Genomic DNA, 19282 nt, shown 5'->3' with positions numbered 1-19282 from the left:
TCAACCCCAGCCAGCATGGCCCCATTCCTAGATCTGCCAAGGCGAAGACATGCGCGTCCTCCTGCTCTTCCTGACACTGCTTCTGGCCGGCCCGTTGCAGGCCAACCCGTTCGATGTAAAACCGGACTTCCTGCCGGTCGACCAGGCCTTTGTGCTTACCCACGACCGCCAGGCCGACGGCCAGATGCGCCTGTACTTCCAGATCAAGCAGGGCTACTACCTGTACCAGAAGCGCCTGAAGTTCGATGGCCTGCCTGCCGGGCAGCACCCGCAATTGCCGCCGGCGCTCAACCACCATGACGAATTCTTTGGTGACAGTGCGGTGTACCGCGACCAGCTCGAACTGCTGCTGCCGGCCAATGCCCAGGGCCAGTTGCGCCTGGGCTGGCAAGGCTGCGCCGACGCCGGCCTGTGCTACCCCCCGCAGACCACCCTGATTGACCTGGGCGGCAGTGTGGCACCCGCCGCCGAGCAAGCCAGCGACCAGGCTCTGGCCAGTGGCCTGCAACAGGGCCACCTGGCCTGGAGCCTGCTGGCGTTCTTCGGCCTTGGGCTGCTGCTGGCCTTTACCCCCTGCTCGCTCCCGATGCTGCCGATCCTTGCCGGGCTGGTGCTGGGCAATGGCGCCAGCGCCCGACGCGGCTGGCTGCTGGCCGGGGTGTATGTGCTGAGCATGGCACTGGTGTACGCCGCCCTGGGCGTGGTCGCCGCACTGCTGGGTGCCAGCCTGCAGGCCTGGCTGCAGCAACCCTGGCTGCTGGGCAGCCTGGCGGGGCTGTTCGTGCTGCTGGCCCTGCCTATGTTTGGCGCCTTCGAACTGCAACTGCCCGCCGCCCTGCGCGACCGCCTTGACCGCGCCGGGCAAGGCACCCGGGGCGGCAACCTGTATGGCGCGGCGCTGCTCGGGGCGTTGTCCGGCCTGCTGCTGGGCCCATGCATGACCGCGCCGTTGGCCGGCGCGCTGCTGTACATCGCCCAGAGCGGCGACGTGCTGCAAGGGGCACTGGTGCTGTTCAGCCTGGGCCTGGGCATGGGCGTGCCGCTGCTGTTGCTGGTGACCCTGGGCAACCGTTACTTGCCGCGCCCAGGCGCCTGGATGGACCGGGTCAAGGGCGTGTTCGGCTTCGTGTTCCTGGCCATGGCCTTGTACACCGTGCGTAGCCTGTTGCCCGCCACGCTGCTGCTGGCACTGAGTGGCGGCTGGTTGATCGCCCTGGCCTGGGCCACATGGCCCGCCCTGCAGCGCCTGCCAGCATTGCGCGCAGTACCGCTGCTGGGTGCCTTGTGGGGCAGCCTGTTGCTGGTCGGTGCCGCCGCCGGTGGCGATGACCTCTGGCAGCCGCTGCGCCCGTTCACCGGTGGGGGTACCGGGGCCGTTGCTGCCCAGCATGCCGAAGACAGCTTCGTCACGGTCAGCCGCCCTGAAGACCTGCAACGTGAACTGGATGCGGCCAAGGCCCGTGGCCAATGGGTGATGCTCGACTACTATGCCGACTGGTGCGTGTCGTGCAAGGTCATGGAAAAACAGGTGTTCGCCCGTGGCGACGTACAGGCCGGCCTGGCCGGCGTGCACCTGCTGCGCCTGGACGTCACCGCCGACACGCCGGCCAGCAAAGCCCTGCTGCAGCGCTACCAGGTACCCGGCCCGCCCAGCATCATCTGGATCGGCCCGGAAGGCGACGAACGCCGCGCGCGGCGCATTACCGGTGAAGTGGATGCCGCCGCGTTCCAGCAACACTGGGCCCAGACCAGGAGCCAAGGCTGATGTTGACCGTAACCCTCGGGCCACTGACCATGGCCCTCAACCACCTGCTGATGCTCACCGCCCTGGTGATCGCCAGCGTGGTCGGCTGGTGGGTCGCCCGGCGTGGCGGCGAAAGCCCGGAATCGGCGCTGTTCAACCTGTTCCTGATCGGCCTGCTGTGCGCCCGTGCCGGCTTCGTGCTGGCCTATTGGCCGATGTACCGTGATGAGCCGTTGCAAATGATCGACATCCGCGACGGCGGCTTCCTGCTCTGGTCGGGCCTTGCCGGCATCGTCCTCGGTGCGGTGTGGCAGGGCTGGCGTCAACCGGGCCTGCGCCGCCCGTTGGGCTGGGCATTGTTCAGTGGCGCGCTGTTCTGGGGCCTGGCCAGCTTCGGCGGACACTTGTACAGCAAAGGCACCGAGCTGCCTGAACTGAGCCTGCGAAACGCTGGTGGCCAACCGGTGGCGCTGCACAGTTACCGCGGCAAGCCGCTGGTCATCAACATCTGGGCCACCTGGTGCCCACCGTGTCGGCGTGAGATGCCAGTGCTGCAACAGGCACAAAGCGATTACCCGCACGTGACCTTCCTGTTCGTCAACCAGGGCGAAACTCCGGAGAACGTCAGCACCTTCCTCGCCACCACCGGCCTGAGCCTGACCCACGTGCTGTTCGACGGCACCGGCCTGCTGGCCCAGCGCGTCGGTTCCATGGCCTTGCCCACCACCCTGTTCTACGACGCCAACGGGCGGCTGGTTGGCAGCCACCTGGGCGAGCTGTCCCGGGCCAGCCTGCGCCACGCCCTGGAACCTTTCGACCGGGCCATTGCGCCCGCCCCTGCCGCACAAGGAAACTGACATGCGATTGACTGCACTGCTGCCCCTGTCCCTGGCCCTGCTGGCCTCCCCTGCCCTGCAGGCCGAAGAACTGCCCAAAGCAGTTCAGCAGCTGCAAGCCAAGGGCGCCGTGATCAAGGGCAGCTTCGATGCGCCCAACGGCCTGCGCGGTTATGCCGCCGAGTACCAGAACAACGCCCTGGCCCTGTACCTGACCCCTGACGGCAAGCACGTGCTGGTCGGCAGCCTGTTCGACGAACAGGGCAAGGACCTGAGCGCCGAGCCGCTGCAAAAGCTGGTATACGCGCCGATGAGCAAGGAAATCTGGGCGAAAATGGAAAAGACCGCGTGGATCGCCGACGGCAAGGCCGATGCGCCGCGCAAGGTGTACCTGTTCAGCGACCCGAACTGCCCGTACTGCAACATGTTCTGGGAACAGGCGCGGCCCTGGGTGAAGTCGGGCAAGGTGCAGTTGCGCCATATCATGGTCGGCATCATCCGCGAAGACAGCCCGGGCAAGTCGGCGGCGCTGCTGGCGGCGAAAGACCCGGCCAAGGCACTGCAACAGCACGAGAAGGCCGGTAAGGCCAGCACCCTGAAGGCGCTGGAACAGGTGCCAGAGGCTGTGCAACAGAAGCTGGCGGTGAACATGGCGTTGATGGAAGAGATGGGGTTGCAGGCGACCCCGGCCATTTTCTACCAAGATGAGCAAGGCAACCTGCAAAGCCAGCAAGGGGCACCACGGCCGGAGATGCTGGGGAAGATTCTGGGCAAGCGCTAGGCTTCTCTTGAATGTTGCTGTGATACACAGATCGAGCGCATCGCGCGCGAAGTTCGCTCCTTGATATGTGAGTGGTCAAGCTTTTTGAGGTGTTCAGCGCTGAAAAGGTTGGCTGTATCAAAGGGTTCATACCCGCGAAGCAGGCGACGCGGGGCATGGCACCGGCTACGCCGGTGTTCGCGGGTGAACCCGCTCCTACGGGGGTTCGTGCTAACGGCGGGATTTTGCGCCAGGCATGTGATCGCAAGGCTACTAGCCTGCCGCAAGACATACGCTGTAGATGTAGGAACAACTGTCTTGCTCTAAATTCGAAAGGCCTGCGCGGTCGGGTGTAGGAGCGGGTTTACCCGCGAACACGGGCAAAGTCTGTGCTATCCAGCGCGCCACACTCGAGCATCGCGCAATTATTGAACCTATTATTTTTGCTAGTTTTCATTACCCTTCTGCAATGCAATACTTACAAGCAGAGTGTCAAGCTTGGAGAACACCGCCATGTCGATTGCCAGGCACATATTCAAGAAGAACAGCATGACCCACGCTATTGCCTATTCGCCATATGGTTATTGCCCCCCTGCGCCAATGCAGATGGCTGCTACTGGATTTAATGGGGAGCGATCTGACCCAGTAACTTATAATTATGCACTGGGCGCTGGCTATCGATTTTTTAACCCAGCCTTGATGCGCTTCACTTCTCCAGATGCTGTGAGCCCTTTCGGATCTGGAGGTCTTAACCCGTATTGTTATTGCCTGTGCGACCCGATAAATTTATCTGATCCCGATGGGCGAACCCCGGTGCAATCCTGGAATATCATTAGGCTTCGAACTATGTTCCCAAGCCTACACAAAAGTAAGACAAGATTTGAAATAAACCTGGAGGAGTTTAATGAAAATATGTCTAACTATAAAAGAACTTTGGGAAGGCGACATGAGTTTGGCTCGGCCCGTTCGCTAGTAGCCAGCCCAGCCGTTGATGAAATTCCACCGGGGTGGGACCGGATAGGTATTCACGGTTCTTCAACCCCTAATAAAAAGGGCTTACTGAAATCGCTTGACCCGAAATTTATAAAATCACGCGATGGGTATCAGGAGCTTGGGCGTGGATTTTATGTTGCAGTGGATTCGTCGTGGTCAATGTTCGGTTCCGGCGACGGAGGACAATCGTATAACGTATATACCCCAAATATGGCCCGCCTCACACCTGGGAAGCATTTCGACTTTTCGCATGCCGCCCAGCAACCTTATGAAAAAATGCAAATTGCTATTCGGGAATCGGGATATGACTTATTTATCGTCCGGGAGGCGCGGGTTGGACCGATAGTGCGGCCTCGACCTTATGAGGCGCCATTTTAAAAGTTTTTGGGGCATTCGTTTAATGGTTAACACTGGTCTGTCAAGGCTTCCCGCATCAAGTCAGCATAGGCCGTCTGACCCGGGCTGAAATAGCCTTGGGTTCAGCCATATCCAGCAAGCGTATTATGCGACTTCCTCAGGTACTTTGACCCTGTTGTAGAGACCGGACACATCGCTGACACGTGTACGGAGACATGGTTGACACATTATGGTCCGTAATCAGGTTTATTTACGTCGATGGTTCGCAGCCGCTGATGGCAAAAATAGACATCGAACATGTCCCCGCCATCCCGCCCAGGGCGAATCGCTACAGTATGCCCAACCAGGCCTTTTGCGATGCTGAAATAGCGTTTCTGGAAGCGGAAGCGACTGTGATAAACCTTGGCGAGGATATCGTCCGGCCCATATTCAAACTCCTCAAGCCGATTGGGGTAGGCCCACGGGCTGGTGTGATATCTGGCCATCGGTACTTGGTACCCCAAAGCCTGGTGGGGTCGCTGTAGGTTGTAAATTTCACGCCATCGATCAAACGCCGTTTGGGCTTGTTCCAGGGTCGAGAACTGCCGACCATCGAGTACTTCAGCCTTCAAGGAGCGGTGGAAACGCTCAATCTTGCCATTCGTCTGAGGGTGGTACGGGCGACTAAAACTGATCCTTATTCCCAACTGAATCAACCAGATACTTAGTTCTGTCACCTCTCCAGGGTTGCGCGGCGAACCCCAGGGAGCACCATTATCGACGTTGATTCGTACCGGTAGGCCATAGCGCTGGAAGACCTCGATCATTTTAGCCCTGACCGTCGCTCCTCGCTCGTTATCGCAAGCATGAATGGCCAAGTTGAAGCGGGAGTGATCGTCAAGAATGGTCAGCGGGTGGCACCGGCCTTGCTGCAGGGCGAAGTGGCCTTTGAAGTCCATCTGCCAGAGATCGTTGGGCGCATCGTGTTCAAACCTAAGCCGCGCCTCTCGCGTCTTTTCAGGACTCTGGATCAGTTCATGACGGTGCAACACGTTAGTGACGGTACTGGGGGCAATACCCTTGCTCAGCAGGTTGCTGATGGTGCGTCCGCCCCAGGCCGGATGCTCCTGTCGAAGGGCTACGACTTGGGCTTCCAAGCTAGCCTCGGTCAAGCGAGGGCTGCTAGCCGGCCGCCGAGATCGCTCTTGTAAAGCGGCCGAGCCGCCTTCTTCAAAACGGCGCAGCCATTTGTATCCGGTTTGAGGGCTGATACTGAAGTGTCGGCATAACGCTCGAATATTGGCATCCGGTTGTCGCGCCAGGGATACGAACTCTTCTTTCAGGCTCATGGCGTTTCTCACGTTCCAAGGCATGGTGAAAATCCTGGCAAGTGGGCTACCAGAAAGTGTCAACCATGTCTCCGTACACGTGTCCACCATGTGTCCGGTCTCTACACCCTGTGAAAGGGGCACCAAGCGCCCCTGCCCATCACAGCCCCTCCAGTTCCGCCATCAGGTCACTGAGCCGGTCGACCTTGTCGTCATCCAGCGCACTGCCCTGCAACCCCTGCACATACTCGGCCAGCTCCTCCACCGTGCTGCACTCGAACATCGCCCGCAGCGGCACGTTCAGTTGCAGCTGCTTCTGCACCCGCGAAGCGATCTGCGTGGCCAGCAGCGAATGCCCGCCCAGCTCGAAGAAGTTGTCGTGCACCCCCACCCGCTCGGCTTTGAGCACATCGGCCCAGATACCCGCCAGCACCTCCTCCAGCTCATTGCGCGGCGCCTGATAGGCCTGGCTGTGCTGGCCGCCAATGTCGATGGCCGGCAGCGCCTTGCGGTCGAGTTTGCCGTTGGCGTTGTGCGGCAGGCTGTCGAACCAACCCCAGTGCAGCGGCACCATGTACTCCGGCAACTCGGCACGCAGGCGCTGCTTGATCTGCTCCAGCAATGCGGCATCGGCGGCGATACCCTGGTGTGCCACCAGGTAACCGACCAGGTGCTTGCCGTTGACGCCTTCCTGCACGCCCACCGCCGCATCACGAATCTCGGCCTGCTCGTGCAGGCGGGCTTCGATTTCGCCCAGTTCGATGCGGTAGCCGCGAATCTTCACCTGGTGGTCGATGCGCCCGACGTACTCCAGCACACCGTCCGGGCGCTGGCGCGCCAGGTCACCGGTGCGGTACAGGCGCTCGCCCGCGGCACCATGGGGGTGTGGGATGAACGCCAGGGCAGTGCGCACCGGATCGCCGACATAGCCACGGCCCACGCCGGTACCCGCCACGCACAGCTCGCCCACCGCGCCCAGCGGCACCAGCGCCTGCTCCTCGCCGAACAGGTATAGGCGGTTGTTGTCGGTCGGCGTGCCAATCGGCAGGTAGCTGCCTTGGGTCGATGCGGCATCGACGCGGAAGAACGCCACATCATCGGAGCATTCTGCCGGGCCGTAGGCGTTGACCAGGCCGATTTGCGGGTACCGCTGCAACCACTGCGAGGCCAGCTCAGGTGGCATGGCCTCGCCGGTCGGCAGCATCCAGCGCAGGCCGTCGAGGGCCTGGTGGTCGTTGGCCAGCATGCCCTGGATCAGCGACGGCACGCTTTCCAGCACGGTGATGCCGGTGGCTTGCACATGCGCCAGCAGGCCCTGCGGATCATGGGCGATGGCATTGGGCACGATCTCGACCCTGGCGCCGAACAGCGGCGCGGCAAGGAACTGCCACACCGAAATGTCGAAGCTTTGTGAAGCTGTCTGGGCAATGACGTCCTGATTGCTCAACGCCAGATACGGCACCTTGCTCAACTGGTTGTTGAGCATGCCGCGCTGCTCGACCATCACCCCTTTTGGCAGGCCGGTCGAGCCGGAGGTGTAGATCACATAGGCAAGGTTGTCCGGGCCACTGTGGATGCCTGGGTTGTGGCTGGCAACCTGGCTGGCCTGGGTGTCTTCCCACACCAGCAGTTGTGGCCGTACCGCAACGTCCAGCTCACCCAGCAACTGCCGGCCTTGCTCGGCACAGGCCGCGCTGCACACCAGCACCGGGGTACGGCTGAGCTGGATGATGCTTTGCAGGCGCGCAGCCGGCAGCCCCGGGTCCAGCGGCAGATAGCCGGCGCCCGCCTTGAAGCTGCCAACGATCATGCCCAGCAGCGGCAACCCGCGCTCGGCCAGCAACGCCACCGGCTGGTCCACCTTTACGCCGGCCGAGATCAAGGCGTGGCCCAGGCGGTTGGCCGCCAGGTTCAGCCCGGCGTAGTCATAGGAGGCCTCCAGGCAGCGGGCCACAGTACGTTCAGGGTGCGCAGCCACCTGCGCTTCGAACTGCGCGATGTAGCTCTGCTCCAGCGGATAAGCCCGCTCGGTGCGGTTGCAGTCTTCCAGCAGGAAGCGCTGTTCGTCTGCCCCCATCAGAGGCAGCGCGCTCACCTCTCCATCGAAGCCCTGCACCAGCGCCAGCAGCAGGCGCTTGAACTCGGCCAGCAGGCGCTCGACGGTCGGGTAATCAAAGTAACGCTGGTCAAACGACAGGTGCAGGCCCAGGTCATCACCCGGGTAGCACACCGCCGTCAACGGGAAGTTGGTGTGGGTACGGCCCGAGTCGGAGCTGGCGTTCAGGTGCTGGGCGTGGTCGAGCACGGCGGTTTCCACCGGCGCGTTCTCGAACACGAACAGGCTGTCGAACAGCGGCTGGCCCTTGGGCAGCTCGCTGCACTCCTGGATCGCCACCAGCGGCAGGTACTCGTACTCGCGCAGCTCCATGTTGCTTTGCAGCAGGCCCTGCAACCACTGGCGCACACTGCAACGCTCACCCGATACGGGCAACTGCACACGCAGGGCAACGCTGTTGATGAACAGGCCAACGGTGCGCTGCATCTGCGGCATGCTCACCGGGCGCCCGGCCACGGTCACGCCAAAGGCCACATCGCGGTCGCCACTGTAGCGCGCCAGCACCAGCGCCCAGGCCGCCTGGGCGAAGGTGTTGACGGTAAGCTGGTGAGCCTGGGCCAGTTCGCGCAGGCGCACGCCATCACTTACCTCCAGGCGGGTGTAGCAATCGCCGACGATCATGCCGCTACCGGCGTGGTCATGGCGCAGCGGGCGGTCGCTGGGGATGGCCGTGGCGCGCTCGAAGCCGGCCAGGTTGGCCTGCCACCAGGCGCGTGCGTCGTCCAGGCCCTGGCGCTGCAACCAGCCGATGTAATCGCGGTAACGCGGCGGCACCGGCAACTGGGCCTGACGGCCTTCGCCGAGGGCTTGGTAGACCTCGAAGAAATCGTTCATCAGCAGCGAGCGGCACCAGGCATCGATCAGGATGTGGTGGTTGCTCATCATGAACCAGTAGCGCTCGTCGGCCACGCGTACCAGGCGCAGGTGGAACGGTGCTTCACTGAGCAGGGCAAACCCGGCCTCGCGCTCCTGCTTGTGCAGGCCTTGCAGGCGCTGCTCCTGGGCGTCGTCAGCAAGGCCGCGCCAGTCCTGGTAGTCCACCGCGAGGTTGCCCGGTTTGTGGATGATCTGCAGCATCGCCTCGCCGCTGTTCCAGCTGAACGAGGCGCGCAACGCTTCGTGGCGCGCCACTACCGCCTGCCAGGCCTGGGCGAAACGTTCAGGGTCCAGGGCGCTGTTGATGCGGTAGCGGTCCTGCATGTAGTAGAGGCCGGTGCCCGGCTCCAGCAGGGTGTGCAGCAGCATGCCTTCCTGCATTGGCGTCAGCGGGAAAACGTCCTCGATCTGCGCAGCCGGTACCGGCAATGCGTCGATCTGCTCCTGGGTCAGGTGCGCCAGCGGGAAGTCCGACGGGGTGAAGCTGCCGTTGCCATCGGCCAGGCAATGCGCGACCAGCGCCAGCAACTCCTGGCGATAGGCCTCGGCCAGGCGGGCGATGGTCTGCGGGTCATAGCGCTCGGCGCTGAAGGTCCAGCGCAGTTGCAAGGCGCCGCCGTACACCTGGCCATCGACGCTCAGCCAGTTTGGCAGCGGTGCGTCGAGGTCATGCGCCAGACCGGCCGGTGCCTCCAGTGGCTGGAACAGCGCCGCACTGTCGAATTGCTGGTCGAACTGGCCCAGGTAGTTGAAGGTGATACGCGCCTGCGGCAAGGCTGCCATCTGTTCGCGCCAGGCCGGGTCGGCGAGGTAGCGCAGCACCCCGTAACCCAAGCCCTTGTGCGGCACCTGGCGCAGTTGTTCCTTGATGCGCTTGATCGAGCCGGCCCGCGCCGCCTCGTGTTCGCCTGCCAGCGGGCGCAGGCTCAGTGGATAGGCGTTGGTGAACCAGCCGACGCTGCGGGTCAGGTCCATGTCTTCGAACAGCCCGTCACGGCCGTGGCCTTCAAGCTGCACCAGCACTTCCTCATCGCCGCTCCAGCGGCACAGCGCCCGCGCCAGTGCAGTCAGCAGCAGGTCGTTGACCTGGGTGTGGTAGGCCGCCGGAGCCTGTTGCAGCAATTGCCGGGTCTGCTCCACGTCCAGGCCGATGGCCAGGGTATGGGCGTGGCGGTGCAGGTTGCCACCCTGCGGATGATCGCACGGCAGTTCGCGGCGCACGCCGCCCAGCTGGCTTTGCCACCAGCCCAGTTCGTCCCGCAGCGAATCGCTGCCGGCGTAGCTGGCCAAGCGCGCGGCCCAGTCGCCCATGCTGTGAGTCTTGGCCGGTAGCGGTTGGCCACGGTAAAGCGCCTGCAGGTCTTCCAGCAGCACCCGCCAGGACACGCCATCGACCACCAGGTGATGGATCGCCACCAACAAACGCTGGCTGCCTTGCCCGTCCCGCACCAGCAAGGCGCGCAGCAGCGGGCCTTGCTGCAGGTCGAGGCTGCGCTGCAGGTCGGTGTACAGCGCCTGACAATCGGCAAAATCGGCCACGGTGGCGGTCCACAGCAATTGCCTCGCGTCAGGCTGGGCGTATTCGGCCTGCCAGCGGCCACGGGCCTCGTCGAAGCGCAGGCGCAGGCTGTCGTGGTGCTGCACCAGCGCAGCCAATGCCTGGCCAAGTGCGGCCTCATCCAATGGTTGGCGAGCTTCCAGCAGCACCGCCTGGTTCCAGTGCTGCGGCTGTGGCACTTCACTGTCGAAGAACCAGTGCTGGATCGGCGTCAGGCCGGTCTGGCCTTGGCGCAAGCCCTGCTCGATGCTGCTCGCGGCTTCGCTGTACCGAACCACGGCCGCCAGGGTCTGGATGGTCTGGTGCTGGAACAGGTCGCGCGGGGTGAATTGCAAGCCGGCCTGACGGGCCCGGCTGACCACCTGGATCGACAGGATCGAGTCGCCGCCCAGTTCGAAGAAGTTATCCTGCACCCCTACCCGGGCAACGTTGAGCACGTCGCGCCAGATCTGCGCCAGTTGCGCTTCCACCTCGTTGCCGGGGGGCTGGTACTGTTGACGCGCCTGCTCCAGGTCTGGCAGTGGCAGCGCACGGCGGTCGAGCTTGCCGTTACCCATCAGCGGCAAGCTGTCGAGCAACACCAGATGCGCCGGCACCATGTAATCCGGCAGGTGCTGGCGGGCATCAGCCTTCACGGCTTCACGCAGCTGGCTTTGCGCCTCGCTGCCAGCCGTGGCCTGCTTGCACAACAGGTAACCCACCAGCTGCTTGCCGCCCGGTAGATCCAAGGCCAGCACCACGGCCTCGTCGACATCGGCATGCGCCTGCAAGCGGCTCTCGATCTCGCCCAGTTCGATGCGGAAACCGCGAATTTTCACCTGCTGGTCGGCACGGCCGACGTACTCGACAAGGCCGTCAGTGCCCAGGCGCACCAGGTCGCCCGTGCGATACAAGCGGCCCCCTTCGGCGCTGAACGGGTCCGCGACGAATCGCTCGGCGCTCAGGCCCGGCCGGTCGTGATACCCCTGAGCCAGCCCGGCGCCGCCGACATACAGCTCACCGATGCCACCTTGCGGCAACAGGGCCAGGTCTTCGTCGAGGATGTAGGCCGAGCGGCTACCGATGACATGGCCAATCGGCACACTGCCAAGGTTTGCAGGCAACGCCTCTGGCGCCAGGCAGGCCAGCGGCATGACCACGGTTTCGGTCGGGCCGTAGGCGTTGAAGAACTGCTGCGGCGCAAAGGCCTGGCGAATACGCTGCAGGTGCTCGCCGGTCAGCGCTTCGCCACCGGTGATCACCAGGCGCACCGGCAGTTGCTCGCCCTGCCCGCCCAGGTATTGCGCCAGCTGGCTACCGTAGCTGGGGGTAAAGCCCAGGATGCTCACCTGCTGCTCGCGCACCAGCTGGCAGATGTCCTCGGCGCCCCACTGCCCCTGGGCGCGCAGCACCACGCGGGCACCGCACAGCAACGGCACCCACAGGCGCTCGCTGGCAGCGTCGAAGTTGATCGAATAGAAATGCAGCTCGCAATCATCGCTGCGCATGCCGAACGCGGCGATGACCGCCTGGCAATGCATGGCGAACTCACCATGGCTGACCACCACGCCCTTGGGCTTGCCGGTGGAGCCGGAAGTGTAGATCAGGTACGCCTGATGCTGCGGCAGGTTGAGGTTGTCCAGCGGCGCATCGCTGTAGGCCGACAGGCTGGCGGCATCGTCCTCCAGGCTCCAGCGGGCCACGCCCTCGGGCAGCTCGCCCAGGGTTTGCAACAGCTCACGCTGGCTGAGCAGCAGGCCGATGCGGCTGTCTTCGATCATGTAGCGCAAGCGGTCGAGCGGGTACTCGGGGTCAAGCGGCACGTAGGCGCCGCCGGCCTTGAGGATGGCCAGCAGGCCGACGACCATTTCCAGCGAGCGCTCCAGTGCCAGGCCCACGCGCACCTGCGGGCCGACGCCACGCTCACGCAGGGCACGGGCCAGGCGGTTGGCCTGCTGGTCGAGCTCGGCATAGCTCATGTGCTGGCCGGCGAAGGTCAGCGCGCCAGCCTGTGGTGTGCGGGCCGCCTGGGCGGCGAACAGGCCGTGCAGGGTCTGGTCGAGGTCGAAGTCCTGCTCGCCCTGCAACTGGCCCGCCAGCACCTGCTGTTCGGCGCTGCTCAGCATCGGCAGCTCGCACAGGCGCTGCTGCGGGTTGTCTAGCAGGCTGACCAGCAGCTGCTGCCAGTGCTCGGCCATGCGCGCTATGCGGGGTTCGTCGAACAGGTCGCGGCTGTAGGTCAGGCAACAACCCAGGCGGCCGTCGAGGTCGGTGACCTCCAGGTACAGGTCGAACTTGGTGGCACTGGCGTCATTGAGCAGGTAATCCACCTGCATGCCGGCCAGTGTGCGGCTTTGCTGGAAAGCCCAGCGCTGCACGTTGCACATCACCTGGAACAGCGGGTTGTAAGCGCTGCTGCGCGGCGGTTGCAACGCCTCCACCAACTGGTCGAACGGCAGGTCCTGGTGCGACTGGCCTTCGATGGCTGCCTGGCGCATCTGCTCCAGCAGTGCGTTGGCGGTCATCTGGCCATCCAGCTCGCAGCGCAGCACCTGGGTATTGAGAAATGCGCCAATCAGGCCTTCGCTTTCCGGGCGGATGCGGTTGGCCACCGGCGCGCCGATGCGCAGGTCACGCTGGCCGCTGTAGCGGTGCAGCAAGGCGGCCAGGGTGGCGGTCATGGTCATGAACAAGGTCAGGCCGCGCTGGCTGTTGAAGGCATGCACGCGGGCGACCAGCGCCGGGTCGAGTTCAAAGCGGTAGAGCTCGCCGCGGTGGCTCTGTACTGCCGGGCGCGGGCGGTCGGCAGGCAACGCCAGCACCGGGTGCTCGTCGCCCAGGCGGTCCTTCCAGTAGGCCAGTTGACGAGCGCCCTCGCCGCTTTCCAGCCATTGCCGTTGCCACACGCTGTAGTCCAGGTATTGCACCGGCAGCGGCGCCAGCGGCGACTCGCGGTCATCGACAAAGGCTTCGTACAGTTCGCCTAGCTCGCGGGCGAAAATGTCCATGGCCCAGCCTTCGGTGACGATGTGGTGCAGGGTGAGCACGAAGAAATGCTCGCGCTCGTCAGCCTTGACCAGGCAGGCGCGCAGCAGCGGGCCGCGCTCCAGGTCGAACGGCTGGTGCGCCTGGTCGTCGGCAAGTTGTTGCAGGTGTTGCTGGCGGGCATCAATGGGCAAGGCACTGAAGTCCTGCCAGTCGAGGTGCAGGCCACTGTCTTCGGCCACGCACTGGTACGGCACCCCGTCGACGCTGGGGAAGGTGGTGCGCAAGGTTTCATGGCGCACGATCAGCGCCTGCAGCGCACGCTCGAAAGCGTCCACATGCAGGGTGCCGCGCAGGCGTGCCATGCCGCCGACGTTGTACGCCGGGCTGTCCGGCTCCATTTGCCAGAGGAACCACATGCGCTGCTGTGAATACGACAGCGGCACCGCCTGACGGCGGTCGACGCGGGCGATTGCGCCTTGCAGGTTGCGCTCGCCGGCCGCGCGGATACGTGCGATCTCGGCACAGAAAGCGCCCAGTTCGCTGGCTTCGAACAGCGCCTTGAGCGGCAGCTCGACATCGCAGGCCTGGCGGCTGCGCGAGACGATCTGAGTGGCCAGCAGCGAGTGCCCGCCCAGGGCGAAGAAGTCGTCCTGCAGGCCGACGCGCGGCAGGTTCAGCACCTCACGCCAGATGGCGGCGACCTGTTGCTGCAACTCGGTGTGGGGCTCGACATGTTCGCGTTGCTGCCACACCAGGGCCGGCAGTGCCTTGCGGTCGACCTTGCCGCTGGGGCCCAGCGGCAGCTGTGCCAACGGGATAAGCTGGGCCGGCACCATGTACGCGGGCAGTTGCTCAGCCAGCACGGCCAGGACTTCGGCTGGCTGTGCACTGCCACTGTAGTAACCCACCAGCTGCGCGCCAACGGCGTCCTTGTGAATCTGCACCAGCGCCTGTTCCACACCCGGCTGTGCCAACAGGCAAGCCTGCACTTCTTCTGGCTCGACGCGGAAACCCCGCACTTTTACCTGCTGGTCGAGGCGACCGAGGTATTCCAGGGCCTCAAGCTGCACCTGCCAGCGGGCGCGGTCGCCGCTGCGGTACAGGCGCTCGCCATGGCCGTCGGCCTGGGGCACGAAGCGCTCGGCAGTGAGGCCGGGGCGGCCCAGATAGCCACGGGCCAGGCCCGCGCCACCGAGGTACAACTCGCCCGGTACACCGGGGGCGGCCAGTTCAAGCTCATCGTCCAGCACACGGCACAGCACATTGCCCAACGGGCGGCCGATGGGCGAGCGCTCGCCGTCCGCCGCCTGGCAGTGCCAATGGGTGACGTTGATAGCGGTTTCGGTCGGGCCATAGCGGTTGTGCAACTGCACCTGCGGCAACACTTGCAGCACGCGGTCACGCAGCGCCGCAGGCAATGCTTCGCCACCGGAGAACACCCGGCGCAGGCTGCTGCAGGCGCCCGCCTGCGGCTCTTGGGCAAACACCTGCAATAGCGGCGGCACGAAGTGCAGCGTGGTCACGCCATGGGCCTGTACCAGCGCGGCGATGCGCTGCGGGTCGCGGTGTTCGCCGGGGCCGGCGAGTACAAGCTTGCAGCCGGTTACCAGCGGCCAGAAGCATTCCCACACTGACACATCGAAGCTGATCGGCGCCTTTTGCATCAGCACATCGCTGTCATTCAGCGCGTAGGTGGCCTGCATCCACTGCAGGCGCTCGGCCAGCGCCGCATGGGTATTGCCCACGCCCTTCGGCTGGCCGGTGGAGCCGGAGGTGTAGATCACGTAGGCCAGGTTGTCGCCGTGCAGGTGCAGGCCAGGCGCGTGGCTGGGCCAGCTGTCCAGGTGCAACTGGTCGAGGGCAATGGCGCTGACCCCGTCGACTTGCGGCAGCTTGCCCAGCAGGCTGCTGTGGCTCAGCAGCAGGCCGGCGTTGCAGTCGGCGAGCATGTAGGCCAGGCGTTCGGCCGGGTAGTCGACGTCCAGCGGCACGTAGGCGCCGCCGGCCTTGAGGATGGCCAGCAGGCCAACCAGCAACTGTGGCGAACGCTCGATGGCAATGGCTACGCAGGTGTCGGGGCCGACGCCTTTGTCGCGCAGGTATTGGGCCAGGCGGTTGGCCTGCTGGTGCAGTTCGGCGTAGTCGAGGCTGCCGCCGTCCCAGGCCAGTGCAGTGCGTTGAGGGGTCCGGCGGGCCTGTTCGTTGAGTTGTTCGACCAACAGGCTTGGCGGCGCGGCAGCCGGTGCGCGGCCCCAGCCCAACAGTTGCGCGCGGCCAGGCTCGTCGAGCAATTGCACTTCGCCCAGCGGCCGCTGCGGCGCGGCGCACACCTGCTCCAGCAGCGCCAGCAGGTGATGGGCCAGACGTTTGACGGTGCTGGCTTCGAACAGCTCTGCGGCATAGTCGAAGGCCAGGCTCAGGCGGCCCTGATGATCTTCTTCGCTGTGCAGCTGAAGGTCGAACTTGGCTTCGCGGCTGTGCCACGGCAGCTCCTCGGCCAACAGCCCCGGCAGGCGGCGCAGGGCCGACAGGTCGCGTTGCTGGTGGTTGAACATGACCTGGAACAAGCCTTGCTCACGGGCGTCAGGCAGGGCTTCGACCAGCTGTTCGAACGGCAGGTCCTGGTTAGCCTGCGCCGCGAGGGTGGCCTGGCGCACCTGGGCCAACAACTGCGCGAATGGCAGGCGGCCATCGAGCTGCGCGCACAGTACCTGGGTATTGATGAAGAAGCCGACCATGCCTTGGGCTTCCAGGCGCGGGCGGTTGGCGTTGGGCACACCGACGCGGATGTCAGCCTGGCCGCTGTAGCGGTGCAACAGCGCCTGCCAGCCGGCCAGCAGGACCATGAACAGGCTGGCCTGCTGTTCGCGGGCCAGGCCCTTGAGGGCTTCGGCAAGCTTGGCAGGCACCTTGAGGTTGAACCGCGCAGCACTGTACTCGCGCTGGCTGGCGCGGGGGTGGTCGGTGCACAGGTCAAGCACCGGCAGTTCATTGCCCAACTGTGCCTTCCAGTACTGCAGTTGGCGCTCGGCTTCACCGGCGGCCAGCCATTGTCGCTGCCAGGTGCCGTAGTCGGCGTAACCCAGGGTCAGCGGCGCCAGGTTGGCCTCAAGGCCTTGGCAGCGGGCGGCGTAAAGCTTGGCAAATTCATCCAGCAGGATATTCAGCGACCAACCGTCAGCGACGATATGGTGCAGGGTCACCCACAGCTGGTGGTGTTCGTCGTCCAGGCGTGCCAGGGTCACCCGCAGCAACGGGCCCTGGGTCAGGTCGAACGGCTGACGGGCTTCGGCTTCACGCTCGGCGCTGACCTGCTCGGGGGTTTGGCCTTCGAGACCCAGGCGGCGCAGGCTGAACGGCTGGTGCGGCAAAATGCGTTGCAGGGCCAGGCCGTTTTCTTCGCTGAATACGGTGCGTAGGGATTCGTGGCGCACCACCAGCATGTGGAAGGCGGCTTCCAGGGCGCTTTCATCCAGCTCGCCGCGCAGTTGCAGGCCGGCCGGGATGTTGTAGGCGGCCGATTGTGGCTGCAGCTGCCACATCAGCCACAAGCGGTTTTGCGCCAGCGACTGGGGCAAGGCCTGGGCGCGTTCCAGCGTTGCGATGGTGGCGGTGCCGGCTGCGCCTTCAGCGATGATCGAGGCCACGGCGTTACTGTAATCAGCCAGCACTGGCACTTCGAACAGGGTGCGCAGGCTCAGGTTGATGCCCAGCTCATCGGCCAGGCGTGCGGTGGCCTGGGTGGCGGCGATGGAGTTGCCGCCCAGCAGCAGGAAGTGGTCGTCTGCTGCAACCGCCTCCAGCTTGAGGATGTCGCGCCACACGGCGGCGATGCGTGTTTGCAGTTCATCGCCAGCAGCCGCGCTTGCAGCGGCTTCGCTCACATCAGGAAAGCGGGCGTAGCAGTCCAGGCTGCCATCGTCCATGCGCAGGCGGCAGGCCGAGCGCTGCAGCTTGCCACTGGAGGTCTTGGGCAGCGCGCCCGGGTTCAGCAACAGGACCACAGCCGGGGCCTGGCGGCAGGCGTCGGCGATCACTTGGCGCAGGGTTTTGATCAGGTCCTGGGGCTTGATTGCCTTTTGCACGTTGCGGCTGATCTCCACCGCCACGCCGATGCCCTCCTCGCCCTGCTGCTCGACGGCAAACACGGCCACCCGGCCTTTGCGCAGCACCTCGACTTCGCGTTCGAGGGTTTTTTCCAGGTCCTGCGGGTACAGGTTCTGGCCGCGCACGATCAGCATGTCTTTCAGGCGCCCGGTGACAAACACCTCACCGTCGCGCATGAAGCCCAGGTCACCGGTGCGCAGCCAGGTCTGCCCGTCCATTTCAACGAAGGTGCGGGCACTGGCTTCGGGGTTGCGCCAGTAACCCAGGGCGATGCTCGGGCCACCGGCCCAGATTTCGCCGACCTGGTTGTCGCCCAGCACCTGCAAGTGCTGCGGCTCGACGACCCGTACCGCGTGACCGGGCTGCGGGTAGCCGCAGCTCATCAGCACGCTGCCTTTGCCCGGCTCGGCGCGGTTGGCGGCGAAGGCTTCGGCGTCCAGTTCCAGCGCGGCGATGCCCTGGCCACGGCGGCTGCCGCTGACGAACAGGGTGGCTTCGGCCAGGCCGTAGCTGGCGAAGTAGCTCTGCGGGTCGAAGCCGCAGGCCCGGAACTTGTCGGCGAACGTCGCCAGGCTGTCCTGGCGGATCGGCTCGGAGCCGGAATAGGCCACGCGCCAGCGGCTCAGGTCGAGACCGGCCAACGAGGCCTCGCTGACCCGCTCGCTGCACAGGCGGTAGGCAAAGTCGGGGCCACCGCTGATAGTACCGCCATACTCGCTGATGGCCTGCAACCAGCGCTGCGGCCGGGCCAGGAAATAACCCGGCGACATCAGCACGCACGGCACGCCGCTGAAGATCGGCTGCAGCAGGCCGCCAATCAGGCCCATGTCGTGGTACAGCGGCAACCAGCTGACGATCACGTCGTCGGGGTTGAGGTCGATGCCGAAGCCCTGGCGGATCAACTGCTCGTTGGCCACCAGGTTGCCATGGCTGACCTGCACGCCCTTGGGCAGCGCAGTGGAACCAGAGGTGTACTGCAGGAAGGCGATGTCATCACCTTGCAGCGCGGGCTCGCGCCAGTCCGCGGCCAGCGCCGGGTCCAGGCCGTCCACCGCCAGCAGTTCAGGGCCGTTGTCCGCCGCCAGCGCTTCCAGGCCTTGCAGGCTGCCGTGCAACGCCGCGACCGTCAGCAGCAGGCGCGGCTCGGCATCGTCGATGATCGACAGCAAACGCTCCTGATGGTGCTGACGCGCAGACTCCGGCGGGTAAGCCGGCACCGCGATCACCCCGGCATACAGGCAACCGAAGAACGCCGCCACGTAGTCCGGACCACTGGGGAACAACAGCACCGCACGGTCGCCGAAGCCGGCACGGGCCTGCAAGGCGGCGGCGATGGTGCGTGCGCGCTGGTCGAGGTCCCGGTAGCTGAGCACGGCCTGCTCGCCGGGGGCGTCGGCCAGAAAGCGCAAGGCGATCTTGTCCGGGGTCTGCGCGGCGCGTTGCGCCAGTGCCTGGACCAGCGAGAGCGGGAGTTCGAAGGCGTCCGTCATGGGGTGTTCCTGCCAGTGTCTGTTGGGGCGTGCCGGCTGCTCCGCGAACGTGGGCGGACAGCGAGTGGCGACCGAGGATGTACACAGGAGAACGGATGGGCGGGGGCAGAAATTAGCGGGGATTACGCGGTGCCAGAAGGGGCCAAGGGTGAACCGTTTCACACTGCGGGC

6 protein-coding genes are annotated in these 19282 nt (G+C 64.9%); 4 read left to right on the top strand and 2 right to left on the bottom strand.

Features of this window, described 5'->3' with window-relative positions; translation table 11 throughout:
• The first annotated feature begins 49 nt into the window (after nucleotides 1–49).
• From dsbD to SB756_RS00890, 4 genes are all read left to right on the top strand, one after another.
• Nucleotides 50–1765 carry a protein-disulfide reductase DsbD gene (gene dsbD / locus SB756_RS00905; RefSeq protein ID WP_410909991.1) on the top strand — a complete coding sequence of 572 codons (1716 nt, stop codon included), beginning with the start codon at nucleotides 50–52 and terminating at the stop codon, nucleotides 1763–1765.
• Nucleotides 1765–2601 (top strand): TlpA disulfide reductase family protein, encoded by an 837-nt coding sequence (locus tag SB756_RS00900; RefSeq protein ID WP_016498658.1) that lies wholly within the window; start codon nucleotides 1765–1767, stop codon nucleotides 2599–2601. The genes dsbD and SB756_RS00900 overlap by 1 nt, the downstream gene beginning before the upstream one ends.
• Nucleotide 2602: 1 nt before the next feature.
• Nucleotides 2603–3361 (top strand): thiol:disulfide interchange protein DsbG, encoded by a 759-nt coding sequence (gene dsbG / locus SB756_RS00895; RefSeq protein WP_410909990.1) that lies wholly within the window; start codon nucleotides 2603–2605, stop codon nucleotides 3359–3361.
• A 528-nt stretch (nucleotides 3362–3889) separates the two neighbouring features.
• Nucleotides 3890–4711 (top strand): RHS repeat-associated core domain-containing protein, encoded by an 822-nt coding sequence (locus SB756_RS00890; protein WP_410909989.1) that lies wholly within the window; start codon nucleotides 3890–3892, stop codon nucleotides 4709–4711.
• Nucleotides 4712–4917: 206 nt separating this feature from the next.
• On the opposite strand, the gene SB756_RS00885 is transcribed toward SB756_RS00890, so the two are convergent.
• Together SB756_RS00885 and SB756_RS00880 are read right to left on the bottom strand one after the other, a co-directional pair.
• Nucleotides 4918–6042: an IS481 family transposase gene (locus tag SB756_RS00885; protein ID WP_341796366.1), complete on the bottom strand. Its 1125-nt coding sequence runs from the start codon at nucleotides 6040–6042 to the stop codon at nucleotides 4918–4920.
• A 115-nt stretch (nucleotides 6043–6157) separates the two neighbouring features.
• Nucleotides 6158–19111 carry a non-ribosomal peptide synthetase gene (locus SB756_RS00880; RefSeq protein ID WP_410909988.1) on the bottom strand — a complete coding sequence of 4318 codons (12954 nt, stop codon included), beginning with the start codon at nucleotides 19109–19111 and terminating at the stop codon, nucleotides 6158–6160.
• Nucleotides 19112–19282 lie beyond the last annotated feature (171 nt).

Source organism: Pseudomonas sp. SIMBA_068 (assembly GCF_046534705.1).
In the GTDB taxonomy this organism is placed as follows: domain Bacteria; phylum Pseudomonadota; class Gammaproteobacteria; order Pseudomonadales; family Pseudomonadaceae; genus Aquipseudomonas; species Aquipseudomonas putida.
This window is presented reverse-complemented; position numbering and strand designations above follow the sequence as displayed.